The following is a 22,779-nucleotide window of genomic DNA, read 5'->3' as shown; positions in this document are numbered from 1 at the left end:
TGGCCCGGAGGGTGAAGTCCACATACTGGACAACATTGGCATGACCGTCCATGAAGGCGAGAGCGTGGCCATCGTCGGCGCTTCAGGTTCCGGCAAGACCACCCTGCTCGGCCTGCTGGCCGGGCTGGACCTGCCCAGCCGCGGCCGCATCGCCCTGGCCGGCGCCGAACTCAACGACCTGGACGAAGAAGCCCGCGCGCAGCTGCGCGCACGCGAGGTGGGCTTTGTGTTCCAGAGCTTCCACCTGCTGCCGGCCTTGACCGCCGCCGAGAACATCGCGCTGCCACTGGAACTGGCCGGCCGCGAAGACTCCGCGCGGGTGCGCGAGGTGCTGGAACAGGTCGGGCTCAGCCATCGCGCGCGCCATTACCCGCGCCAACTGTCCGGCGGCGAGCAGCAGCGGGTGGCGCTGGCGCGTGCCTTCGTGGCCCGGCCGCGCATCCTGTTCGCCGATGAACCCACCGGCAGCCTGGACCAGGCCACCGGCCAGCAGATCAGCGACCTGCTGTTCGCGCTCAACGCCACCAGCGATACCACCCTGGTGCTGGTCACCCATGACCTGCGCCTGGCCCAGCGCTGCCAGCGCATCTACCAGCTCGACGGTGGCCGCCTGGTCGACCGCGTTGCCGGCGCTACGGCATGAATGTGTTCCAGCATGCCGCCCGGGCGCTGCGCCGGGAATTCCTGGCCGGCGACCTGCTGACCGTGTTCGCCGCGCTGGTGCTGGGCGTGGCGGTGATGACCGCGGTGGGCACCCTGGTCAACCGGGTCACCCTGGCGCTGACCGGCAGTGCGGCCGAGATGCTCGGTGGCGACCTCGGCCTGAGCGGGCGCGAGGATATTCCGCCGGCCTTCGCCGCCGCCGCGCAAGCGCGTGGGCTGGCCAGCACGCGCCTGGTCAGCTTCCCCAGCGTGCTGTTCCATGGCGATGCCAGCCAGATGGCCAACATCAAGGCGGTGGGCGCCGGCTACCCGTTGCGCGGTGAACTGCGCGTGGCCCGCGACCTGCACGGCGGGGCCAGCGAAGCCGCCGGCACGCCACCGCCCGGCCAGGCCTATGCCGACCCGCGGCTGATGCAGGCACTGGGCCTGGAGGTTGGCGATGCGTTGGAGTTCGGCGCCGGCACACTCACCGTCAGCCGCGTGCTGCAGGCCGAGCCGGACACCTCCGGCGAACTGATGCAGTTGTCGCCACCGCTGCTGGTCAACCGCGCCGACGTGGATGCCGCCGGCCTGCTTGGCCCGGGCAGCCGGGCGTCGTACCGGATGATGTTCGCCGGTGACGCGGCGCGCATCGCCGACTTCCGTACCTGGCTGGCACCGCAGGCCAAGGGTTACCGCATCGTCGGCATCGCCGATACCCAGCGCGGCGTGCGCGGCGCGTTCGACCTGGCCGGGCGCTTCCTGTCGCTGGCCGCCTTGCTGGCGGTGCTGCTGGCCGGCGTGGCCACGGCGCTGGCGGCCAACCGCTTCGCGCTGCGCCGGATCGACCAGGTGGCCATCCTGCGCTGCCTGGGCGCGCGCCAGCGCGACATCCTCGGCGCGATGGCGCTGCAGCTGGTGATGCTGGCGGTACCGGCCTGCCTGGTCGGGATCGGCCTGGGCATGGCCGCACAGGCCGGGCTGGTACAGGCGCTGGGCGGGTTGATCCCCAACCGGCTGCCGCTGCCGCAGGCCACCCCGGCGCTGAGCGGGGCCGGCATCGGCCTGGTGCTGCTGCTCGGTTTTGGCCTGCCGCCGCTGCTGCGGCTGCGCCGCGTGCCGCCGATGCGGGTACTCAACCGCAGCTTCGCCGCGCTGCCGCCCAGCTCGCTGCTGGTCTATGCGGCGGCCCTGGCGGCCACCGTGGCGTTGACCGTGCAGGCCACCGGCGATGTGAAGCTGGCCGGCTGGGTGCTCGGTGGGCTGGCCGCGCTGGCGGCGGTGGCCGGGGCGGTGGGCGCGCTGCTGCTGTGGCTGCTGCGCATCCTGCAACCGCGCCTGCGCGGACGCTGGAAGCTGGGCCTGGCCGCCCTGACCCGGCGACGCGGGCTGGCGGTGGTGCAGCTGGTGGGGCTGTCGCTGTCGCTGTGCGCGCTGTTGCTGCTGTCGGTGATCGGGCCGGGCCTGCTGGCGCAGTGGCGCGACCGCCTGCCCACCGACACGCCGAACTACTTCCTGATGAACATCCAGCCCGAGCAGCGCGGCGCGGTGGTGGCGGCACTGGGCGCCCTGGGCGTGGCCGCCCCGGGCATCGAGCCGTTCAGTACCGGGCGCCTGTTGACGGTCAACGACCGCCCGCCGCAACGGCAGCAGCGCCAGGACAACAGCAACGAGGACGACGATGCCAACCGCCCGGTCAATTTCTCCTGGCGGCACGATTTCCCGCCGGCCAATACGCTGCTGAGCGGGCGCTACTGGGCAGCGGGCAGCACGGCGGCCGAGGCCTCGATCGAACAGGGCTGGGCCGAACGCTACGGCATGAAGCTGGGCGACCGGATCGCGCTGCAGATGGGCGAGCAGCAGCGCAGCTTCACCATCACCAGCATCCGCAAGGCCGACTGGGATTCGTTCCGGGTCAACTTCTTCCTTCTGCTCAACGAGGGGGCGGTCGGCGATGCGCCGTACAACCTGATCACCGCCTTCCACCTGCCGCGCGCGCAGGCGCCGGCACTGGCCGGGCTGACCCGCGACTACCCGAACATTTCGCTGCTGGACATCGACGGCATCCTGGCGCGGGTACGCGAGGTGGTCGACCGGGTGACCCAGGCGGTGCAGCTGGTGATGGGCTTCAGCCTGCTGGCCGGGCTGCTGGTGCTGCTGGCCGCGCTGCAGGCCACCGCCGGCGAGCGCCGCTACGACAGCGCGGTGCTGCGCACGCTGGGCGCCACGCGCACCCAGCTGCGCGGGGCGGTGCTGGTCGAGTTCGGGGCGCTGGGGCTGTTGTCGGCGCTGCTGGCGGTGGGTACCGCGGCGGTGCTGGGCAGCGTAGTGGCGCGGCAGGTGTTCGAGCTGACGCTGAGCCCGCCGTGGGCGCCATTGCTGGCCGGTGGGGCGATCGGGGTGGGCTTGAGCATGCTGGCCGGCTGGTGGGGCACGCGGCAGATCCTGCATACCCCGCCGGCACTGGCATTGCGCGAGGTGTGAGGGCGCGGTGGTGGCGGCGGCCTTCGGGCGGCGCTGACACCGTGCGCGGGCGCGTGGCGTTATGCTGCGCGCCCCTGCCTCGTTGAGACCGCCCGGATGCCCGGCACGCCGTTCACTGCCTACCTCTATCCCGTGCTGCTGCTGTTGGGCAGCAACATCTTCATGACCGTTGCCTGGTACGGGCACCTCAAGTACAAGAGCGCGCCGTTGCTGACGGTGATCCTGGTCAGCTGGGGCATCGCCTTCTTCGAATACTGCCTGCAGGTGCCGGGCAACCGGTTGGGCAGCGCGGTGTATTCGGCGCCGCAGCTCAAGGGCATGCAGGAAGTGATCACCCTGGTGGTGTTCGCGGTGTTCTCGGCGGTGTACCTGGACCAGCCGTTGAAGTGGAACCACTATGCCGCGTTCGGGTTGATCGTGGTGGCGGCGTTGCTGATGTTCAAGGAATGAGGGCAACGCCATCGTTCCGGTAGCAACCGACCGTGGGTCGGTTGACGCACTGGCGTCTCTCTACAGAGTGAAGGGCAACGGGCCGCCATTCTCCATGGATGGCGTTGGGCGGGTGGGAGAGCAGCCACGCATGGCGTGGCTCTACCGCGCGACTTCCGCAGGCGCCTTTTCCACCCATTGCTTGAACACCGCGTCGATCTGCGCGTCCTTGACCTTCTTGCCGTCCTGGATGTCCTGGGCCTGGGTGAACAGCGGAATGATCATCGCCATCCCGTCCAGTTTCGTCTTCAGGTGCACGCCCGGCGCCTGGCCGAGGAAGCCGTCCCATCGCTGGCGCACCTTGCCCCAGTAGCCGGCCGTTGCGGTCCAGTAATCGTAGGCCGGCTTGAAGTCCACCTCGGTGGTCTTGTTGTAATCGTTGAAGCCGAACTCGCGGGCGATCTCCTGCTGGCTGCCATCGGCACCGCGCAGGATCTTGGTGTTGAACTGTTCGTGGGTCCAGCCGTTCGGCGTCAAGGTATGCCGGTTGACCACCGCCAGCGCGTTGTAGTCGCTGCGCCGGGTGTACTCGCGGCGCGGCAGCGGGCGCCAGCCCAGGTCGCTGGTCCAGGTGGCCACGCCGTTGGCGTAGGCCCACTTGCCGGTGCCGCAGTAGCGTGGCGCGTCGCTGACCTCGTATACGCACTGGGTCCATGCACCGGCATTGACCGCCGCCGGAATGCTGCGCACCTGCCAGGTCTGGTCGGCGCTGAACTCGAAGCGGTTCGGCGCCTCGTAGACCCAGTCCTGCCGCCAGTGCTTGGTCACGTGGCCGCTCTTGCCGTCCACCAGCAGGTGCTGCAGCACAATGCGCCTGGGGCTGTCTTCGATCACGATCACCACTTCGTTGCCGCCGCTGCGCACCGCTGGGGCACGCTCGTAGCCCGGCTTGAGCAGCACGGTTTCGTCGAAGGCGAAATCGACGATGTATTCGCCCTTCATCGCCATGATGCTGTCGTGGTCGCGCTGCAGCGTGGAGGGCTGGGCGTAGGCGGCGGCGCTGCTGGCAAGCAGCACCGCTACGCTGGCTGTCTGGAGTTTCATCTGGGGTTCCTTCAGGAGTGGCATGCAGAAAATCCTGGCCGTCCCTGGCCAACAAGGTTCCTTGGTTCGATCACAACCGGATCAGCGGCGCCTCGGCGGGGTCGCGCAGCGGCGGGGCCAGGCGCGTGGCCGCGGCACAGCAGCAATCGCCGACCCACAGTTCGCCTTCGGCCCCTTCCATATGGCCGATGCGGCGCGCCGCGTCGGCCCCCAGCGACGACAGCGAGGCCAGGCTGGCCGACAGCGGCTGCCCGTCGCCGGCGTGCAGGCGCAGCGCGCACATCCGCCACGGCTCGGCGCCCAGGCGCGTGGCCAGGCGCCGCCACAGCCGCTCGGCCACGCTGCCATCGTTGACCGGTTCCGGCCGCGCCGGGAACGCCGACACCAGCCGGTCCCAGGCCAGGAAGTCGCTGTCCGGCAGCAGGTACAGCCGCCAGCAGCAGCGGCCGCGCGCATCGGAAAAGCACAGGCTTTCGCGGATGCCCTCGCTGTCCACGCCGTGGCAGGCATGCGCGCAGACCGCGTGTTTCCAGCCGCCCAGCTCGCTGCTCTCCGGGCGGTACAGGCACAGCACGGTGCCCAGCGACGCCAGCTGCCGCGCGGTGGGAAGGCGGCCGGGGTACAGCGCCCGGTCGGTCGATCGCAGTGCGGACAGGGCGCGGCTCATAGGGCTACCAGCTCACGGAAAGACTGGCCGACACGGTGCGGCCGGGATTGGTGAAGCGGTCGATCACCGCGCTGTTGGTGGCCAGCGCCGTGGTGATCGCCGAGTAGTCGATGTAGCGGCGGTCGCCGAGGTTGAACACGCCCACGTTGACCTTGGCGCCGGGCGCGAAGTCCCAGTGCGCCATCAGGTCCAGTACGCCATAGCCGGCCGGCGCGAACGGCGGGCTGGTGCCGATGGCCGGCGGCAGGCGGTCCTTGCGCCTGGCGAAAGTACCGGCCAGTTCCACGCCCCAGCGGTCGCGGTCGAAGGCGATGCCCACCGTGCCGCGCAGCGGATCGATCGATTCCAGCGGAATGTCTTCGGTCTTGTTCTGGCCGCGCGACCAGGCCACCGAGCTGTTCACCGACCAGCCCTGCAGCGCGCTGCTGATCTGGCCGAAATCGACCCCGGCCTTCAGCTCGGCACCGTAGATTTCCGCATCGGCCACGTTCTGCGACTGGAACACGATCAGGCCCTGGCTGTTGGTACCGACCTGGCGCTGGGACTCGATGAAGTCCTGGTAGTCGTTGTAGTAGCCGCTCAGGCTGACATAGGCCGCCGGGCTGATGAAGCGCACGCCCAGTTCCAGCCCATCGCTGGTTTCCGGCTTCAGGTCCGGGTTGGGAATGGCGGTGTAACCGAACATCACGTTGGTGAAGCCCAGGTTGACATCGTTGTACGGCGGCGAGCGGAAGCCATGGGCGTAGCCGGCGAACAGCGACCACTGGTCGGCGAAGCGCCAGACCATGCCCAGCTTGGGCGACACGCTGGTCTTGGTCAGGTTCGACACGGCCACGCCGGGGTTGTCGGCGGCGAAGATGGCGTCCACGTCCGGGCGCAGTTCGTAGTGGTCCACGCGCACGCCCGGCACCAGCGAGAAGCGGCCGTCGGCCAGGCGCATTTCATCCTGCGCATACAGGCCCAGCTCGGTGGTCCTGCTGACCGGGAAATCGCGCACCGGGAAGGCGTCGGGCAGGATCGTGCTGCTGACCTGGCCGTTGGCCAGCACCTGGTAGCCATCGCGCTTCTGCCGCGTTTCGGTCCAGGTGCCATCCACGCCGTAGGTGAGCGCATGCTCGACCGTGCCGGTCTGCAACGCCTTGTGGAACGCGGCCTGCAGGCCGTATACGCGCTGGTCGAAGTTGAACTGGCGGTGGCGGGTGCTGCGGTTGGCGCGGCTTTCATCGGTGCGCTGGGTGGTTTCGCTGTCCTGGCGGTACAACTGCCAGGACAGACTGTCGGCCAGGCCCAGGCCGACCTCGTCCATCTCGTGGGCCAACGACACCCGCGCGCGGGTCTGGTGGTCGCGCGCCTTCATGCCGGTGGTGGTGGTGTGGTCGATCGCCGACAGCACATCGGTGTCCACGCTGTCTTCGTTGCCTTCCACGGTCAGGCGCAAACGCTGGGTGTCGCTGGGCGCATAGACCAGTTTGCCCAGTACGCTGCGGCCGTCGCGGTCCTGCGGATTGGCGGCGGTGCGGGTGCGGTCCTGGCTGCGCACATCGCCGTGGCTGGCCGTTTCCTGGCCCTGGCGGTGGTTGAGGTTGACCATGCCGCTCCAGCGGTCGCCGCCAAAGGCGGTAGTGACGCTGCCGAGCAGGCCCTGCCACTGGCCGTCGTAGCCGAACTTCAGCCCGACATGGCTGTTGTTGCCGTCCTTGAGGTAGTCGGCCGGGTCCTTGGTGACGAAGGCGACCACGCCGCCGAGCGCATCGGAGCCGTACAGGGCGCTGGCCGGGCCACGCACGATCTCGACCCGCTTGAGCGTTTCCAGGTCGGTGAAATTGCGGTTGGCGTCGGAGAAGCTGCCGATGTCGAACGCCTTGGGCATGGCGATGCCGTCGGTCTGGATCAGCACGCGGTTGCCGTCCAGGCCACGGATGCGGAAGCCGCCCAGGCCGAACCGGGCCGGGCTGCTGGTCACCGAGATGCCCGGCTCGTAGCGGACCAGATCCTTGATGCTGTGCACCAGCCGGTTGTCCAGCTGCTCGCGGTCGATCACATCGACGGTGGCGGCTACGTCGCTCAATGCGCGCTCGGTGCGGGTGGCGGTGACCTGCACCCGGTCGAACTGGCGCGCGTCGGGGGCGGCATCGGCGGCGGCATGCGCGGCCATCGGCAGCGCCAGCCACAAGGCGGCGCTCAGGGCATCGGGACGGATCTTCATGGCGTGGCAGGCATCGGCGGGTGGCGAAGAGACCCCCGACCGACGCCAGCGGCCGCAGCCACTGGCGAAGCATCGAGGGGGAGAGAGCAGGGACAACGGCATGCCCGGGACGGCAGGCGATCGCGCGGCCGCGCGCTGGTCGGCCTCCCCGCGGGGGAGGCGGTGCCGTTATTTGGTCAGGATCAGCTTGTCGTTGCTGGTATGACGCAGGCGGTAGAAGCGATCGCCGTGCTGGATCAGGATTTCGCGGCGGCCCTTGAGCAGGGCTTCGCTGTCGATCACTTCTTCCGGCGGCACCACGCGCACCGGGCGGTCGCGCAGAGTGAGCGTTTCAGGGCGCAGCAGTACAGCAGCTTGAGTGTTCATCATCGTCTGGACTCGTGCGAGGGACGATTCAAATGATAATGATTCTCAGTTCACAATCAACAATCATTCGCAAATTCATTGATGGAATTGATGATTGTTTCAAGTGTTTCGATAGTTTTTATCTATCAAAAAGGCGCCTGATCGGGCCCATGGAGGGTATGCCGGCCGCTGGCCGGCCCCCCGGAAAACCCGATCATCGCGCGCAGGACAGCGCCCGGCACTACGCGAACGCCGCCTCCACCCGCTCCCACCCGGCCGCGTCGACCTGCAGGTCCAGCGCACCGAGGTTCTCTTCCAGCTGGCCGACCCTGCTGGCGCCCAGGATCACACTGGACACGTTCGGGTTGCGCAGGCACCAGGCAATGGCCAGCTGCGCCGGCGGGCAACCCAGTACGGCAGCCACGGCGGTGTAGCGGCGCACCTTGTCCAGGCGCTGCCCTGCCGGCTCGCCCAGCACCAGGTCCCGGAGCCAGCCCAGCTGCTGCTGGCCCAGCCGCGACTGCGCCTCCACCCCGGCGTTGTACTTGCCGGTCAGCAGGCCCGAAGCCAGCGGCGACCAGACCGTGGTGCCCAGGCCCGGGTCGGCATACAACGGGGCGTACTCGTGCTCCACCCGTTCCCGGTGCAGCAGGTTGTACTGCGGCTGCTCCATCGAGGGCAGGTGCAGGTGGCCGGCGCGGGCGATGGCAACCGCCTCCTGGATCTGCGCGGCCGACCACTCCGAGGTGCCCCAGTACAGCACCTTGCCCTGGCGGATCAGGGTGTCCATGGCCAGCACGGTCTCGGCGATCGGGGTGTCCGGGTCCGGACGATGGCAGTAGTACAGGTCCAGGTAGTCCACCCGCAGGCGCTTGAGTGCGGCGTGGCAGGCGTCGGTGACATGCTTGCGCGACAGGCCGTGCTGGGTCGGGCGCGGGTCGTCGACCGCGCCGAAGAACACCTTGCTGGACACGCAGAAGCCATCGCGGGGCAGGCGCAGGTCGGCGATCACATCGCCCATCACCTGCTCGGCGCGGCCGCGGGCGTAGCCCTCGGCATTATCGAAGAAGTTGATGCCGTGGTCCCAGGCGCTGGCCACCAGGTTGCGCGCCTCGTCGCGACCGATCTGGTCGCCAAAGGTGACCCAGGCGCCAAAAGACAAGGCCGACAGCTTCAGGCCGGTAGGGCCAAGACGGCGGTACTGCATGCGATTCTCCGTGTTGCGGGCCCGCATTCGGGCAGGAACGATTCGCATCCAGTGTAGCCCTGCACGGCCCCAAACCCTTGTGGATACTTGCCCGATCACGGCCGATCGGCCCGTGGACGCCGCTTTTCCTTGCTCCGCCCCTGCCACCGCTATAGGCTTCCCGTTTTTCGCCGCACCCCCAAGGGAAGTCTCATGGTCGAAGGTTTGGGCAGGATTGGCTTCGGCCTGTTCGGGTTGGCAGTGCTGATCGGCATCGCCTGGCTGTTCTCGAACAACAAACGCGCCGTGGACTGGCGCCTGGTGGTGACCGGCATCACCCTGCAGATCGCCTTTGCGGCGGTGGTGCTGCTGGTGCCCGGTGGCCGGGAGGTGTTCGACGCGCTGGGCAAGGGCTTCGTCAAGGTCCTGGAGTTCGTCAATGCCGGCTCGAGCTTCATCTTCGGCAGCCTGATGGACACCAAGCAGTTCGGCTTCATCTTCGCCTTCCAGGTGCTGCCGACCATCATCTTCTTCTCGGCGCTGATGGGGGTGATGTACCACCTCAACGTGATGCAGGCGATCGTGCGCGGCATGGCCTGGGCGATCACCAAGGTGATGCGCGTGTCCGGCGCGGAGACCACCAGCGTCTGCGCCAGCGTCTTCATCGGCCAGACCGAGGCGCCGCTGACGGTGCGCCCGTACATCGCCAAGATGACCGAGTCCGAGCTGATCACCATGATGATCGGCGGCATGGCCCACATCGCCGGCGGCGTGCTGGCCGCCTACGTGGGCCTGCTCGGTGCCGGCGACCCGGTCGAGCAGGCGTTCTACGCCAAGCACCTGCTGGCCGCCAGCATCATGGCCGCCCCGGCGACCCTGGTGGTGGCCAAGCTGCTGGTGCCCGAGACCGGCACCCCGCTGACCCGCGGCACGGTCAAGATGGAAGTGGAGAAGACCTCCAGCAACATCATCGACGCAGCCGCAGCCGGCGCCGGCGACGGCCTCAAGCTGGCGCTGAACATCGGCGCGATGCTGCTGGCCTTCATTGCCCTGATCGCCCTGGTCAACGCCCCGCTGACCTGGCTGGGCGAAGTGAGCGGGCTGCAGGCCAGGCTCGGCCACCCGATCGACCTGTCGACCATCTTCGGCTACGTGCTGGCCCCGATCGCCTGGGTGATCGGCACCCCGTGGGCCGATGCCACCACGGTGGGCTCGCTGATCGGCCAGAAGGTGGTCATCAACGAATTCGTGGCCTATACGGAGCTGTCCAAGATCATCAACGGCCAGGTACCGGGCGTAAGCCTGTCGGCCGAAGGCCGCCTGATCGCCACCTACGCCCTGTGCGGGTTCGCCAATTTCAGCTCGATCGCCATCCAGATCGGTGGTATTGGTGGGCTGGCCCCGGAACGTCGCCACGATCTGGCCAGGTTCGGCCTGCGCGCGGTGCTGGGCGGTACCATCGCCACCTTCATGACGGCGACCATCGCCGGCGTGCTGACGCATTTCAGCTGATATCCGTTCTTCGAGAAACAGTCTTTATGAGTAGCAGTGTCGTGGTCGTCGGTTCCTTCAACGTGGATCATGTCTGGCGTTGCGAGTCGCTCCCCGCCCCGGGTGCGACCATCGCCGGGCGCTACAGCACCGGTCCCGGCGGCAAGGGTTTCAACCAGGCCGTGGCGGCCCGCCGCGCCGGCGCGCCGACCACCTTCGTCTGCGCGCTGGGCGATGACCCGGGCGGCGCGATGGCCCGCGGCCTGGTCGCACAGGACGGCTTCGCGCTGGCTGCCGAGGCCAGCACCGAGCCGACCGGTACCGGCGGCATCTACGTGGACAGCCGCGGGCGCAACACCATCGTGATCGGCCCCGGCGCCAATGCCGCGTTGAGCGTGGACTTCGTCCAGGCCCAGCGCGCGCTGCTGGCCGGTGCCAAGGTGGTGCTGGCGCAGCTGGAGTCGCCGGTGGAAACCATCGAAGCGGCGCTGGCACTGGCCCGCCAGGCCGGTGTCACCACCGTGCTCAACGCCGCCCCGGCCGACGCACCCTCCAGCATCGGCCTGCTCAAGCTGGCCGACGTGCTGACCCCGAACGAAACCGAGTTCGCCGCCCTGCTCGGCCGCCATGTCGGCGAACGCGTGGACGCCGACGACGTGGCCGCCCTGGACGGCGCCAGCCTGCACGCGCTGTGCCGCAAGCTGGTCGGCAACGGCACCGTGGTGGTGACCCTGGGGTCGGTCGGCGTGTTCGTTTCCCATGCCGAAGAAAACCTGCGCGGCGATGCCCAGCCGTACTACCGGGTCGGTGCCGAACAGGTGCAGGTGCTGGACACCACCGGCGCCGGTGATGCGTTCAACGGCGCGCTGTGCGCGTCGATCGCCCAGGACGGCGAGGCGGCGTTCATCCGCCACGTGCGCTTTGCCAATCAGTTCGCCGGCCGCTCCACCGAGAAGGAAGGCGCCGCCGTGGCGATGCCGCACTTCACCCCGGATGATGCCGAGAACAAATAAGCGTCATCGTTGCCGATAACGAAACCAAGGCCAGCGTTCGCGCTGGCCTTTTTTTTGGTTCTTCGCCGATCTGCGTGAGGCCAGCAGCGAACTACAGGCTCAGATCAAAGGCAACTATCCGCGTATGCGCTGATTGGGTTGGCGGGACACGCCGTGAACCCCGCTCCGCGGCCCGGCCCAGCCGCCGGCGGCTGGGCGTTCAGTCGCATGCGAGGCAGTGCCTCGCAAGCAATGTGCCTTCACCCATGGGGGCTTGGCGAAAACTTGCTCGCATGCGCTGTCCTGCGCATCCGGCAAGGCCTGGGTTGGGCGTCCTGCCCAACCCGTCCGGCGTATACGCCGGACCCATGTTTTCGACAGTCCCGCCAACCCACCCACGCCAACCCTCCACACATGGCTGGCACGCATAGGAAAGCGTAGGTCCGAGCCACGCTCGGACAACGTGTTGCCGAGAGACGAAGCGTGTCCGAACGTGGTTGGACGCTGTTGCTGTTGCCCGTGATTTGATCTGGAGCTACCTCCCCTTGGAGCGAGCCGAGCATCGCAATCCCACTCGTCTGGAAACAGGCGCGTAGCGACGCGCTCAAACAAACAGCAGCAGTAACCGCATCCGGACAACGACCGGCACTACCGGTGGCATGTCCGCAAAATGCCACAGCATTTGACGGGCTGTAGCCCCGCACATGAGAGAAAAACCTACTTTGTTGATCGTCGTCTCCGGCCGGTCAGCCACTTGGCCTGCGCGGCATCGGCACCGATCGGGCGATCCACAGCGCCAGCGCCCCGAGCAGCAGCCCGGCAAGCACGTCCAGCAGATCGTGCTGCCAGGTGGTCAGGGTCGACAGCAGGATCAGGCCACAGGCGCCATGCCACAGCCAGCGCAAGGGCGCCGCAGCGGCCTGCAACCCGCCCAGCCACGCCTGCCATACCAGCACCAGTACCGCGGCATGCAGCGACGGGGCCATGTTGAACGGCGCCTCGAACGCCCGCAGTTGCGCGAACAGCAGCCCGCTGGCGCCCTCCGGCTGCGGCAATGCCCGGATATTGCCGGTCGGCCAGCACACGAAAGCGACCATGCAGACGGCCTGCACAAGGGCGACGGCAAGCGCATGGCGGCGCAGTGCCGATCGACTCGGGCAGATGAAGAAGGTCAGCGGGTAAAGCAGGTTCAGCGCCAGGTAGGGCCAAATCGTCCACGCCAAGAACGGGACCGCGTCGTCCCAGCGACCATGCAGGCTGTAGGTCTGGGCCTGGCTGGCGGCCCAGTGGTTGGTCCAGCTGTAGCCATGGATGAACATCGCGCCGAGCAGCAGCATCCACAGCATGGCCTCGCGCCAGGGCGGCTGGGGAACCGGAGCGTTGGCAGAAGAGGGTTCAGGCACGCGCGCACCGTAGCAGAACGTGGCCAGCCTGTTTGCCGCTATGCTTGCGCTTTGGCGGATGCACGGACTGGGCGCAGTGACAGCAGCAGGCAGTCAGGGACACGCAGGCACGCACACTGGCCAACCGCGCTGGACGCGCAATCCGGCCTGGACCCTGTTCGCGCAGACCCATGCGCAGCGCCAACTGCTGCTGGTATCCGGCGGCGCCGACGAGGTGTATGTCGTCGATGAGGCCGATACCCCGGCGGTCGTCGAACGGATACTCGGACACTGGCAGGACGACACGCTGGCGACCTTGCAGGACGATGCCGACTGCGGCCCGGCGGTCCGCCAGTTGGTCCGCCTGGGTGTGCTTGCACCACTGCAGGCGCTGCACCCGGTGCAGCGCTATGCACTGGATTGGCTCGGCGAACCACTGCCCGGATTGGCCGACGCCTTCGACCGCCATGGCAGTGCGGCGCTGCAGCGCGTCGATGCCCACGCCGATGCCGAACTGCTGGTACTGGTCCGGCATGGGCTCGGCTGGGAACAGGCCTTGAGCCGCTACCGCGCACGGATGCCGGCGCAACCGCACCTGCTGCTGGACCTCAGCTATCACCACACGCTCGCGCTCGGGCCCTATGTGGTGCCGGGCCAGAGCGCCTGCGTGTACTGCCTGGGCAACCGGGTGCTGCGCCGCTGGGGCGAAGCGGCGGTGCCGGCGATGCCAGCGGTCGCCGCGCAGCCGGCACGGATCGCCGCGCTGGTCGCGCCCTTGCTGGATCAGCCACAGCTGTTGCTGGGGTATCTCGAACGCAGCGTCTGGCTCGACCTGCACCGCCTGCACGGCGAGCGCGACCGGGTGCTGCGGCTGCCCTGGTGCCCCGCCTGCCAGGGCGGCGGGGCAACGCTGCCGGCGCCGCTGTCGTTGCCCTGGAACGCCGGGCCGCCGTGATACTGTCGCCCATGTGCCGGGCCTTTGCCTATCCGTCAATGGAGTGACCGTATGTACCGCCTGCCTACCCAGTTCGATGCCAGTGCCTCGCGCCAGGATCTTGCCGCGGCAGGCGGCGGTTCGACGTCTACCACCTGCAGCTCCTGCATCGTCACCCTGCTCGGCACCTCGGTGCTGTCGGCGGTGGTGCTCGGCTCGCTGCAACCGATGGCGCCCGCAGCGGCCGGCAGCGCAGCGCAGGCCGCTGCCGACACCGGCGATAGCGACACCGGTATTGGCACCCAGCCGCCCGGGCCGCTGCAGGAACCGGCCGTCGCGGTGGACCCGGACCTGACCAGGACAACCACACCCGCCGTGCCGGTGGCCGGGCTGAGCCGCACCAGCCGGGTGCTGCTGGGGCTGTTCGCCTTGCCGCTGGCAGCGGTCGGCGGTGGCCTTTTCATGAGCATCGGCAGTCCGATATTCGGCCTGTTCGTCGCTGTCGCGGTGTTCGTCGGCCTTTACGCCATCGTCCACGAGCGCTCGGGGCGTTCGCTCGGGCGCGGCATCGGCATCGGCATCTGCCTGCTGCTGGGCCTGTTCGCCGCCGGCGCGCTCGAAATGGTGCTCTGGCTGAGCCTGATGAAATGAACCGGTCCGCCGTGGATGCGGCGGAGCGGCACATGCCCACGCTGTCTTCGCACCTGCTGCATGGCGCGGCGCGTCCGCGCTGCGGCCTGGTGCGTCCGGCGCAGCCGATCCAGGCCAGCGCCTGCGATGCGACCGGCCCGTTGTTCGACGGACGGCGGGTGCACAATGCCGCCACCCCGGCCGACCCGGCCAATCCCTGGCAGGGCGTTTCAGGCGCGGTCGCGCTGGATGCCGATGCGGCCGCCGATGGCGCGGTCGCCGAAGCGCTGGAGCGCCTGGCGGCGGCGCAGGCCGGCCTGGAGGTGCGTGCCCGCGGTGCGCTGACGCCCGCACAACGCCTGGACGAATCGGCATTCGCACTGTTCTCGGCCGGCCAGCGCGCAGCGCCGGGCTTCCCATGGCCGATGCCCGAGCACGACGAGGATCTGTTCGCCGCGGTGCATGCGCTGGACGACAACCGGGTGACCTGGGTGCCGCAGGAACTGGTCGGGCTGGGGCCGCGCAGCGGCCATGCGCGACTGCCGTCGACCTCCACCGGCCTGGCGGCCTGGCGTGATGGCCGCGATGGCGCCTGGCTGGCGCTGCTGCGCGCGGCCCAGGAGCTGCTGGAGCGCGACGCGCTGGCGGTCACCTGGCTCAACGGCCTGGCCGGTCGGAGAATCGCCCTGCCGGCGCAGTGGCAAGCCTATGCAGCCGAGCGCGGTGGCCAACTGCAGGCCTTCGACCTGACCCAGCAATGGAACCCGCACCCGGTGATCGCCGTCGCCGGCGGCATCCCGTTTGAAGGCCGCCCCCGACACGTCCTCGGCATCGCCTGCCGCGCCGATCCGGGCGAAGCGCTGCACAAGGCGCTGCTGGAATGGCAGCAGGCGCTGACCTTCGCCGCGCATCTGTGTGGCCGCCAGGGCGCCCGGCTTCCGCGCGAACCGGCCGCGCTGCGCAGCTTCGACGAACATGCCGCGTTCTACACCCTGCGCCCGGAACTGTGGCCGCAACTGCCGCTGCTGAAGGATGCGGGCACCAGCACGTTGCAGCTGCCGCCGCCGGACGCCGTTGCCGGCCCTGCGGCGCAGCGCGCGATCGCCGAGCTGGATCTGCTGCGGCGCCGGCTCGGCAGTGCCGGCATCGCGCTGTACTACCGCGAATTGACCACCGCCGATGTGGCCGCGGCCGGACTGCGGGTGATGCGGGTGCTGTCGCCGCAACTCAGCGGCCTGCATGCCGACGAGCGTGCGCCGTTCCTGGGCGGCCGTTGCCGGGACGTGGCGTGGCGGTATCCCGGCGTGCCGCACGGCCGCGACTTTCCCAATCCCTTCCCACATCCATTGGGCTGAGGCACGAGGACTGCATGCCGTCACCACCTTCCCCCTGGCAGGATGCCCCGCTGTTCCATCTGTTCTGGCACAACGGCGAACTCAATCCGGCGCGCGCCGAGGTGATGCGCGCGCGCATCGCCGAAGATGCCGCGCGCGTCGGCTCGCCGCCACGGCCGATGCATGCGGCCGCCGGCATCGCCTTGCCGGACCCGGTGCAACCTGACCACGCCTTGGCGCAGCGCCACAGTGGCCGCCGTTTCGGTGACGCCCGCTGGGGCGCAAGCGAACTGGGCCGCGTGCTGGCCCCGTTGCGGGCCCGCCCCGGCAACAGCGACACCCGGCGCCTGCCTTCCGGTGGCGCCAAGTATCCGATCCAGGCCTATGCCGCGCTGTATGGCACCGACGATACGATCGCCACCCAGGGCATCCATTGGTACGACCCGCTTGAACATGCACTGGTGCCGGTGGCGCCCTGCCCGGCGTGGCCGGCACTGTCCAGGCTGCTCGGCGTGGATTGGCCGGAAAGGCCGGCAGCCGTGCTGTTCCTGATCGCCGAGCCGGCCGGCACGCTGGCCAAGTACGGTGAGCGCGGTGGCCGCTTCGTGTTGATCGAGGCCGGGGTCTGGCTGGGGGCGCTGGGGCAGGAAGTGGCGGCGATGAACGCGGCCGGCTGCGCGATCGGCTCATTCGAGGATGCCGCCGTACTGGCCCTGCTCGGGCTAGACCCGCAGCGGCATCTGGCCGTGTTGGCCTATGCCTGTGGTCCGGCGCCCTGAACGACCGCCGGGCAGGCCCCGCCGGCCACCGAATCTGAACGCAGGCAGGGCGCGGCGGCCGATGATCGCCCGGGCACGGGCACTACAATAGCCGGCATGCAGATTGGCCCCTACAACATCCAGCCCAACGTGGTGCTGGCGCCCATGGCCGGCGTCACCGACAAGCCCTTCCGCCTGCTGTGCAAACAGCTGGGCGCGGGCCTGGCGGCCTCGGAGATGACCATCTCCGACCCGCGCTTCTGGAACACCCGCAAATCCCTGCACCGCATGGACCATGCCGGCGAGCCGGACCCGATCAGCGTGCAGATCGCCGGCACCGAACCACAGCAGCTGGCCGAGGCGGCGCGTTACAACGTCGACCACGGCGCGCAGATCATCGACATCAACATGGGCTGCCCGGCCAAGAAGGTCTGCAACGCCTGGGCCGGCTCAGCGCTGATGCGCGATGAAGACCTGGTCGCGCGCATCCTCACGGCGGTGGTCAACGCGGTGGACGTGCCGGTAACGCTGAAGATCCGCACCGGCTGGGACTGCGACCACCGCAACGGCCCGCGCATCGCGCACATCGCCGAAGACAGCGGCATCGCCGCGCTGGCCGTGCATGGGCGTACCCGCGACCAACATTACACCGGGCAGGCCGAATACCAGACCATCGCCGCGATCAAGGCCGCGCTGCGCATCCCGGTCCTGGCCAACGGCGACATCGATTCGCCGCACAAGGCCGCCCAGGTGCTGGCCAGCACCGGCGTGGATGCGGTGATGATCGGCCGAGCCGCGCAGGGACGCCCGTGGATCTTCCGCGAGGTCGCCCACTACCTGGCCACCGGCGAACTGCTGGCGCCACCGGCGCTGGAGGAAGTGCGCGACATCCTGCTCGGCCACCTGCACGCCCTGCACGACTTCTACGGCCAGGAGCAGGGCGTGCGCATCGCGCGCAAGCACCTGGGCTGGTACGCCAAGGACCGGCCGGAGAACGCCGCGTTCCGCGCGGTGGTCAACCGCGCCGAGGATGCCGCCAGCCAGATCGCCCTGACCACCGAGTACTTCGACCGTCTTGCCACTGCCGCGCCCTGCGCGGTTGCCACCTGATCGGCCGGCACCGCCCGGCACTACCTGAAGAGCCCGCCATGACCTCCCCGATCGCCGCACCGACCTATCTGCATGGCTTCTCCGACACCGAGCAGCACCGCCTGGTCACCCAGGCACGGCTGCTGGAGGCCAGCATCTTCAGCAGCATCGACTACAGCGGCGCCAGGCGCCTGCTCGAGGTGGGCAGCGGCGTCGGCGCGCAGACCGAAATCCTGCTGCGCCGCTTCCCGGACCTGCACGTGACCGGGGTGGACCTGAGCGAGGCCCAGCTGGCCACCGCGCGCGACAACCTGGAAAAAACCCCATGGTGCAGTCAACGCTACACCCTGCTGCAGGCCGATGCCGGCGACCTGCCGTTCGACGCACGCCAGTTCGATTCGGCCTTCCTGTGCTGGGTACTCGAACACGTGCCCTCGCCGGCGCGCGTGCTCAACGAAGTGCGCCGGGTACTGCTGCCCGGCTCGCCGGTGTATGTGACCGAAGTGATGAACGCCTCGTTCCTGCTCGACCCGTACTCGCCGCATATCTGGCGCTACTGGATGGCCTTCAACGATTTCCAGTACGACCACGGCGGCGACCCGTTCGTCGGCGCCAAGCTGGGCAACCTGCTGCTGGCCGGCGGCTTCCGCGATGTGCACACCGAGATCAAGACCATCCACCTGGACAACCGCGAGCCGGCCCGGCGCAAGACCATGATCGCGTTCTGGGAGAAGCTGCTGCTGTCGGCGGCCGAGCCGCTGCTGGAGGCCGGCCTGGTCGGGCAGGACACCGTCGACGGCATGCGCCACGAGTTCGGCCGGGTGCAGAACGACCCCAATGCGGTGTTCTTCTTCTCCTTCGTGCAGGCCCGCGCCACGGTCTACTGAGCCCGGCCCACGCCGCCGCACGGTGTCGTGGATGGCTGCTGCCGCCACTGCGCCCACGGCAACCGGCTAGAATCTGCGGCGGGTTGGTGCCTGGCAGGGCGCGCCATGCCCGTGCCACGACACCGCCGCATGCGGGTCGCCGCGCCTGCATGGATACCACCGGAGAACGTGCGCAATGACCGAAGCCAGCCATTGGCCACGCCCCACCCCCGACGGCAGCCCGGGGGGCGGGCTTGACCGCCGCCACGTGCGGCTCTGCCTGTGGGTGCTGGCGGCGCTGTGCGTGCTGTATGTAGCATTGGCGCTGACCCCATCGTCCTACGCCCGGGCCTTCGAGTATCTGGGCCTGCCCGCGCAGAAACCGCTGCTGGGCACCGCGCACCTGATCCGCTCCGATGAGTGGATGGTGTATACGCCGTATGTGCAGATCGCCGTCGCCAACGGCTTTGCCGACGTCAACGCCCACTCCCCGTACCACGAGACGCTGCGTTCGTTCCAGGCACTGCCGCTGCTGGACTGGGGCCTGCTGTTCAAGCCCTACCACTGGGCCTTCCTGGTGCTGCCGCCGGCCAACGCCTATTCGTTCTTCTTCATGTTCATGGCGATGGCGTTCCTGTTCGGCTGGGCACTGTTCCTGCGCCAGTTGCGGGTGCCGGCGCTGGCGGCGGCGCTGGTATCGCTGACCTTGCTGTTCTCGCCGTTCGTGCAGGTCTGGTGGACCAGCAACGCCGGCGTGTTCGCGCTGGCACCATGGGCAGCGGTGGCCTGGCTGTACATCCGCCGGCGCTGGCTGCGCGTGCTGGCCAGCGGCTTCGCACTGGCGGTGTGGTTGGTGGCGGTGGCCTACCCGCCCTTCATCATCGCCATGCTGCTGGCCATGGCGGTGCTGGTGCTGGCTCTGCGCCGCGATGCCCTGACGGTGGCGCGGCTGGTCGATGCGGCACTGGCCGGCGTGCTTGCCGCAGCGGTGTTCTTCGGCTATTTCCACGAGCTGATCGCGGTGATGCGCAATACCGTGTACCCCGGCCAGCGTGAAGTCGGCGGCGGCGGTGTCAGCGTCATCTCGCTGCTGGCGCACCTCTTCCCCAACCTGATGACCTACCGGTTCAATCCGCTGCCGGCCTTCGCCCCTTCCAATGCGTGCGAGATCGCGGTGCTGGGCAGCCTGCTGCCATTGTTCACCGCGGTCCTGGCCGACGGGGCGCAACTGCGCCGCTGGGCCCGGGCACACATACGCACCGTAGCGCTGTTTGCCGTGGGCACCGGTTTGATCGCCTGCTGGGTGTTCCTGCCGGTACCGGTGGTGGTCGGCAAGCTGACCGGCTTGTCGATGGTGCCCGGCGCGCGTGCGCTGCTCGCCTTCGGGCTGCTGCTCAACATCGGCTGCGCCATCGCGCTGGTGCAGGCAGGCGTGCGCCTGACCGGGGCGCGCCTGCTGACGCTGGCCGCCTTGCTGGTCGCCGGCAGCCTGGCCAAGCTGGCGTTCGGCCAGGGCAGCTTCAGCCGCCTGCACAGTGCGATGGATGCGCTGCCCTACCTATGCCTGGGGCTGCTGGCCATCGCCGCCAGGCGACCGCGGCTGGCCGCGCACGCCACCAGCGTGGTGCTGGCGGTGGCCTGTATCGGCAACCTGCTCGGCCATGGCCTGTTCAACCCGGTGCAGTCCGCGCGCCCGATCTTCGCCATGGACCGCGCCGCGGTCCTGCAATCGCTGCAGGCCCGCGGCGCGCAGACCACGGCCGATGGCACGCTGGTGGTGCCCGGCCACTATGGTGCGCTGCTCTCCGGGGTGGGCATTGCCGCGGTCAACCATGTGCTGTACGCCCCGCAGCTGCCGTATTTCCGCCAGCACTTCCCGACGATGGACGCGGACGCCTTCAATTTCACCTTCAACCGTTATGCGCACATCGCGGTCGGCCAGGGCGATGCCCCCCAACTGCCCCAGGCCGACCTGATCGAGGTGCCTGCCGCGACGATGCTGGCCGGCCCGTCGGCGCAGCCGGCCACAGCCTGCGCCGGCGATGGCCAACCGCCGTGCCCTGCCGCGCCGGCCCAGCCCTGAGTACCATGCCCATGCGCACAGTCCCCAGCCTGACCGCCGCACCGAAGATCGCGGTGATCATTCCCTGCTACCGGGTCACCCGCCATGTGCTGGGAGTGCTGGCGGCGATCGACGCTGCGGTGACGGCGATCTACTGCGTCGACGATGCCTGCCCCGATGGCAGCGGCGAACTGATCCGCACTGCGGCCACCGACCCGCGCATCACCGTGCTGGTCCATCCGGCCAATCTGGGCGTGGGCGGAGCGGTCAAGACCGGTTACCGCGCTGCCATCGCCGATGGCATGGATATCCTGGTCAAGGTCGACGGCGACGGTCAGATGGACCCGTCGCTGCTGATGGACTTCGTCGCCCCCATCGCCGAGGGCCAGGCCGACTACACCAAGGGCAACCGCTTCTGGAACCTGGCCCACATCCGGCGCATGCCGCCGCTGCGCCGCGCCGGCAATCTGCTGCTGTCGTTCATGACCAAAGCCTCCTCGGGCTACTGGCAGGTGTTCGACCCGACCAACGGCTACACCGCCATCCATGCGCGGGTCGCCAGCCACCTCAAGCTCGACGCCATCAGCGACCGCTATTTCTTCGAGACCGACATGCTGTTCCGGCTCAACACCGTGCGCGCGGTGGTCCAGGATGTCGCCATGGATGCCCATTACGCCGACGAAACCAGCCACCTGCGGGTCAGCCGCATCGCCGGCGAATTCGCCTTCAAGCACCTGCGCAATACGCTCAAGCGGATCGGCTACAACTATTTCCTGCGCGATCTGTCGATCGCTTCGCTGGAGCTGGTCGCCGGCGTCGGCCTGCTCGGTTTCGGCAGCCTGTTCGGGCTGTACCACTGGACCCAGTCGGCGGCGGCCGGGGTGGCCACGCCGGTGGGGACCATCATGATCTCCACCGTCGCGCTGATTTCCGGCCTGCAGTTCCTGCTGGCGTTCGCCGGCTTTGACATCGCCAACGTGCCACGCCAGCTGCTGCACCGCTCGATCAAGGTCAACCGCGCCCTGCTGCCACCGCAATGACGCCGGTGGTGGCCCGTGGCGTGCTCAGTGCGCGGCGGGCACCGGTGCGGCACCGGCCGGTGCCTGCGTGGGCGCTACCGGCTGCTGCCAGATCCGGTCCCACATCACCGCGAACCGGCGCCTCACCATCGCCCTGCCCTGGGGGCCCTGGTAGGCCGGCCGCAGCTGTTCGGGGGTGATCTCCACCCATTGCCCGCTGTCGGCACGGGCCACTGCGAAGGTAAAGGTGTAGTCCGGTTCCAGCCCCATGCGCAGGTCGCTCAGCAGCAGCCGCCCGTCGACCACCTGGGCGCGCATGAAGCCGCGGTTGAACCAGTTCAGGCGCGTCACCGCCGGGATCGCAGCGGCCTGGCGCAATGCCTGCACATGGGACGGATGACCGTCGAAGCGCATCGGGCCGTGGTCGGCCACCAGCGAGCGCTCCCCTATCACATAGCCGCTGGGGGTCATCGCCACCACCTGCCACAGCAGGGTGTTGAACGGGGTGGCCACTGAAAACCGTGGCGCATCGCCCAGCCCCATCGCGGCCAGTGCCCGGTCGGCCTCGCGTTCGACCATCTGCTTGGCCAGCAGCGACCAGCCCAGGTAGCCGCAGCTGAGCACCAGCCCGGCCACCAGCGCTTTTTGCGCCAACGGACGCGCGCGCGCGAACCAGGCCACCAGGCAGGCGACCAGCAGCCACACCGTGTACAGCGGGTCGATGATGAACACGCTGGACCACATCGTCGGGGCCGGGGTGAACGGCCACCACAGTTGGGTGCCGTAGACGGTGAACGCGTCCAGCAGCGGGTGGGTGATCAACGCCAGCTGCATCGCCCAGAACCAGCGGCCCGGTGCCTGCGCCACCCGGCCGTGGCCGAAGCGCTTGAAGGCCCACCAGATCAGCGCGGCGACCCACGGCAACACCAGCAGGGAATGGCTGTAGCTGCGGTGCTCGACCATCAGCGCCACCGGGTCGGCCGCGGTGAAGGCCAGTACCAGGGCATCCAGGTCCGGCAGGGTGCCGAGCGCGGCACCGGCCAACAGGGCGGCGCGGCGATGGCCGGCCGGTGCGATGGCGGCGGCAACCGCGCCGCCGAGTACGATCTGGGTAAAGGAGTCCATTGGCCGATGCTAGCAGCCGAAACGGGACGTGCGC

20 protein-coding genes are annotated in these 22,779 nt (G+C 69.0%); 13 read left to right on the top strand and 7 right to left on the bottom strand.

Translation table 11 applies throughout. From position 1 onward, the window contains the following. Window positions 1–40: 40 nt before the first annotated feature. The 3 genes from AC3ITM_RS03565 to AC3ITM_RS03555 all read left to right on the top strand — a co-directional run bounded on the left by AC3ITM_RS03565 (window position 41) and on the right by AC3ITM_RS03555 (window position 3,576). Window positions 41–643, top strand: coding sequence for an ABC transporter ATP-binding protein (locus tag AC3ITM_RS03565; RefSeq protein ID WP_489268512.1), 603 nt, complete (start codon window positions 41–43; stop codon window positions 641–643). Further along, on the top strand, window positions 640–3,126 hold the full coding sequence (locus tag AC3ITM_RS03560) for an ABC transporter permease (protein WP_489268510.1): 2,487 nt from the start codon (window positions 640–642) through the stop codon (window positions 3,124–3,126). Before AC3ITM_RS03565 ends, AC3ITM_RS03560 begins: the two co-directional genes overlap by 4 nt. 96 nt (window positions 3,127–3,222) lie before the next feature. After that, window positions 3,223–3,576: a DMT family protein gene (locus tag AC3ITM_RS03555; RefSeq protein ID WP_489268508.1), complete on the top strand. Its 354-nt coding sequence runs from the start codon at window positions 3,223–3,225 to the stop codon at window positions 3,574–3,576. Between the two features lie 141 nt (window positions 3,577–3,717). Here AC3ITM_RS03555 and AC3ITM_RS03550 read toward each other — a convergent pair whose 3' ends face one another. The 5 genes from AC3ITM_RS03550 to AC3ITM_RS03530 form a co-directional block, all read right to left on the bottom strand. After that, on the bottom strand, window positions 3,718–4,659 hold the full coding sequence (locus AC3ITM_RS03550) for a DUF6607 family protein (protein WP_489268506.1): 942 nt from the start codon (window positions 4,657–4,659) through the stop codon (window positions 3,718–3,720). Window positions 4,660–4,729: 70 nt separating this feature from the next. Next, complete coding sequence (locus AC3ITM_RS03545; RefSeq protein WP_489268505.1) at window positions 4,730–5,326, bottom strand: Hemin transport protein; 597 nt, start codon at window positions 5,324–5,326, stop codon at window positions 4,730–4,732. A gap of 4 nt (window positions 5,327–5,330) precedes the next feature. Further along, window positions 5,331–7,532 carry a TonB-dependent hemoglobin/transferrin/lactoferrin family receptor gene (locus AC3ITM_RS03540; RefSeq protein WP_489268503.1) on the bottom strand — a complete coding sequence of 734 codons (2,202 nt, stop codon included), beginning with the start codon at window positions 7,530–7,532 and terminating at the stop codon, window positions 5,331–5,333. 168 nt (window positions 7,533–7,700) lie between these two features. Further along, window positions 7,701–7,901 (bottom strand): hemin uptake protein HemP, encoded by a 201-nt coding sequence (gene hemP / locus AC3ITM_RS03535; RefSeq protein WP_017357220.1) that lies wholly within the window; start codon window positions 7,899–7,901, stop codon window positions 7,701–7,703. A 217-nt stretch (window positions 7,902–8,118) separates the two neighbouring features. Then, window positions 8,119–9,084, bottom strand: coding sequence for a potassium channel beta subunit family protein (locus AC3ITM_RS03530; protein WP_489268500.1), 966 nt, complete (start codon window positions 9,082–9,084; stop codon window positions 8,119–8,121). 192 nt (window positions 9,085–9,276) lie between these two features. Between AC3ITM_RS03530 and AC3ITM_RS03525 the strand changes: the two genes are divergently transcribed. Next, window positions 9,277–10,575: a NupC/NupG family nucleoside CNT transporter gene (locus AC3ITM_RS03525; RefSeq protein WP_489268498.1), complete on the top strand. Its 1,299-nt coding sequence runs from the start codon at window positions 9,277–9,279 to the stop codon at window positions 10,573–10,575. Then, on the top strand, window positions 10,575–11,567 hold the full coding sequence (locus AC3ITM_RS03520; RefSeq protein ID WP_489270018.1) for a ribokinase: 993 nt from the start codon (window positions 10,575–10,577) through the stop codon (window positions 11,565–11,567). The genes AC3ITM_RS03525 and AC3ITM_RS03520 overlap by 1 nt, the downstream gene beginning before the upstream one ends. A 725-nt stretch (window positions 11,568–12,292) precedes the next feature. Here AC3ITM_RS03520 and AC3ITM_RS03515 read toward each other — a convergent pair. Beyond that, window positions 12,293–12,892: a phosphatase PAP2 family protein gene (locus AC3ITM_RS03515; protein ID WP_489268496.1), complete on the bottom strand. Its 600-nt coding sequence runs from the start codon at window positions 12,890–12,892 to the stop codon at window positions 12,293–12,295. 133 nt (window positions 12,893–13,025) lie between these two features. Here AC3ITM_RS03515 and AC3ITM_RS03510 point away from each other — a divergent pair, with 133 nt between their 5' ends. The 8 genes from AC3ITM_RS03510 to AC3ITM_RS03475 all read left to right on the top strand — a co-directional run bounded on the left by AC3ITM_RS03510 (window position 13,026) and on the right by AC3ITM_RS03475 (window position 21,641). Continuing rightward, a complete protein-coding gene (locus AC3ITM_RS03510) occupies window positions 13,026–13,883 on the top strand; it encodes a hypothetical protein (protein WP_489268494.1) in 858 nt (285 codons plus the stop codon). 51 nt (window positions 13,884–13,934) lie between these two features. After that, window positions 13,935–14,513 carry a hypothetical protein gene (locus tag AC3ITM_RS03505; protein ID WP_489268492.1) on the top strand — a complete coding sequence of 193 codons (579 nt, stop codon included), beginning with the start codon at window positions 13,935–13,937 and terminating at the stop codon, window positions 14,511–14,513. Between the two features lie 32 nt (window positions 14,514–14,545). Next, entirely contained in the window at window positions 14,546–15,847 is a 1,302-nt protein-coding gene (locus AC3ITM_RS03500; RefSeq protein WP_489268490.1) for a YcaO-like family protein, read from the top strand. A 14-nt stretch (window positions 15,848–15,861) separates the two neighbouring features. Next, window positions 15,862–16,605, top strand: a complete 744-nt coding sequence (locus tag AC3ITM_RS03495; RefSeq protein WP_489268488.1) for a SagB/ThcOx family dehydrogenase — start codon at window positions 15,862–15,864, stop codon at window positions 16,603–16,605. A gap of 96 nt (window positions 16,606–16,701) precedes the next feature. Next, window positions 16,702–17,694, top strand: a complete 993-nt coding sequence (dusB, locus tag AC3ITM_RS03490; protein ID WP_489268486.1) for a tRNA dihydrouridine synthase DusB — start codon at window positions 16,702–16,704, stop codon at window positions 17,692–17,694. A 38-nt stretch (window positions 17,695–17,732) separates the two neighbouring features. Beyond that, complete coding sequence (locus AC3ITM_RS03485) at window positions 17,733–18,560, top strand: methyltransferase domain-containing protein (RefSeq protein WP_489268484.1); 828 nt, start codon at window positions 17,733–17,735, stop codon at window positions 18,558–18,560. Between the two features lie 175 nt (window positions 18,561–18,735). Beyond that, window positions 18,736–20,622 carry a DUF7657 domain-containing protein gene (locus AC3ITM_RS03480; protein WP_489268482.1) on the top strand — a complete coding sequence of 629 codons (1,887 nt, stop codon included), beginning with the start codon at window positions 18,736–18,738 and terminating at the stop codon, window positions 20,620–20,622. A gap of 11 nt (window positions 20,623–20,633) precedes the next feature. Continuing rightward, window positions 20,634–21,641 (top strand): glycosyltransferase family 2 protein, encoded by a 1,008-nt coding sequence (locus tag AC3ITM_RS03475; RefSeq protein ID WP_489268480.1) that lies wholly within the window; start codon window positions 20,634–20,636, stop codon window positions 21,639–21,641. Window positions 21,642–21,665: 24 nt separating this feature from the next. On the opposite strand, the gene AC3ITM_RS03470 is transcribed toward AC3ITM_RS03475, so the two are convergent. After that, on the bottom strand, window positions 21,666–22,745 hold the full coding sequence (locus AC3ITM_RS03470) for a metal-dependent hydrolase (RefSeq protein WP_489268478.1): 1,080 nt from the start codon (window positions 22,743–22,745) through the stop codon (window positions 21,666–21,668). Window positions 22,746–22,779 lie beyond the last annotated feature (34 nt).

The sequence above is a fragment of the Stenotrophomonas sp. KH_029 genome (assembly GCF_057839765.1).
The sequence above is the reverse complement of the archived record's forward strand: the minus strand, read 5'-3'. Positions and strand labels throughout refer to the sequence as shown.

What these genes read in the sequence shown, in the direction of transcription:
- AC3ITM_RS03565 (WP_489268512.1), top strand. Translation starts at nt 41, where the DNA reads ATGACCGTCCATGAAGGCGAGAGCGTGGCCATCGTCGGCGCTTCAGGT.
- AC3ITM_RS03530 (WP_489268500.1), bottom strand. Translation starts at nt 9,084, where the DNA reads ATGCAGTACCGCCGTCTTGGCCCTACCGGCCTGAAGCTGTCGGCCTTG.
- AC3ITM_RS03560 (WP_489268510.1), top strand. Translation starts at nt 640, where the DNA reads ATGAATGTGTTCCAGCATGCCGCCCGGGCGCTGCGCCGGGAATTCCTG.
- dusB (WP_489268486.1), top strand. Translation starts at nt 16,702, where the DNA reads ATGCAGATTGGCCCCTACAACATCCAGCCCAACGTGGTGCTGGCGCCC.
- AC3ITM_RS03515 (WP_489268496.1), bottom strand. Translation starts at nt 12,892, where the DNA reads ATGCTGTGGATGCTGCTGCTCGGCGCGATGTTCATCCATGGCTACAGC.
- AC3ITM_RS03540 (WP_489268503.1), bottom strand. Translation starts at nt 7,532, where the DNA reads ATGAAGATCCGTCCCGATGCCCTGAGCGCCGCCTTGTGGCTGGCGCTG.
- AC3ITM_RS03485 (WP_489268484.1), top strand. Translation starts at nt 17,733, where the DNA reads ATGACCTCCCCGATCGCCGCACCGACCTATCTGCATGGCTTCTCCGAC.
- hemP (WP_017357220.1), bottom strand. Translation starts at nt 7,901, where the DNA reads ATGATGAACACTCAAGCTGCTGTACTGCTGCGCCCTGAAACGCTCACT.
- AC3ITM_RS03505 (WP_489268492.1), top strand. Translation starts at nt 13,935, where the DNA reads ATGTACCGCCTGCCTACCCAGTTCGATGCCAGTGCCTCGCGCCAGGAT.
- AC3ITM_RS03525 (WP_489268498.1), top strand. Translation starts at nt 9,277, where the DNA reads ATGGTCGAAGGTTTGGGCAGGATTGGCTTCGGCCTGTTCGGGTTGGCA.
- AC3ITM_RS03480 (WP_489268482.1), top strand. Translation starts at nt 18,736, where the DNA reads ATGACCGAAGCCAGCCATTGGCCACGCCCCACCCCCGACGGCAGCCCG.
- AC3ITM_RS03500 (WP_489268490.1), top strand. Translation starts at nt 14,546, where the DNA reads ATGCCCACGCTGTCTTCGCACCTGCTGCATGGCGCGGCGCGTCCGCGC.
- AC3ITM_RS03495 (WP_489268488.1), top strand. Translation starts at nt 15,862, where the DNA reads ATGCCGTCACCACCTTCCCCCTGGCAGGATGCCCCGCTGTTCCATCTG.
- AC3ITM_RS03545 (WP_489268505.1), bottom strand. Translation starts at nt 5,326, where the DNA reads ATGAGCCGCGCCCTGTCCGCACTGCGATCGACCGACCGGGCGCTGTAC.
- AC3ITM_RS03470 (WP_489268478.1), bottom strand. Translation starts at nt 22,745, where the DNA reads ATGGACTCCTTTACCCAGATCGTACTCGGCGGCGCGGTTGCCGCCGCC.
- AC3ITM_RS03550 (WP_489268506.1), bottom strand. Translation starts at nt 4,659, where the DNA reads ATGAAACTCCAGACAGCCAGCGTAGCGGTGCTGCTTGCCAGCAGCGCC.
- AC3ITM_RS03555 (WP_489268508.1), top strand. Translation starts at nt 3,223, where the DNA reads ATGCCCGGCACGCCGTTCACTGCCTACCTCTATCCCGTGCTGCTGCTG.
- AC3ITM_RS03475 (WP_489268480.1), top strand. Translation starts at nt 20,634, where the DNA reads ATGCGCACAGTCCCCAGCCTGACCGCCGCACCGAAGATCGCGGTGATC.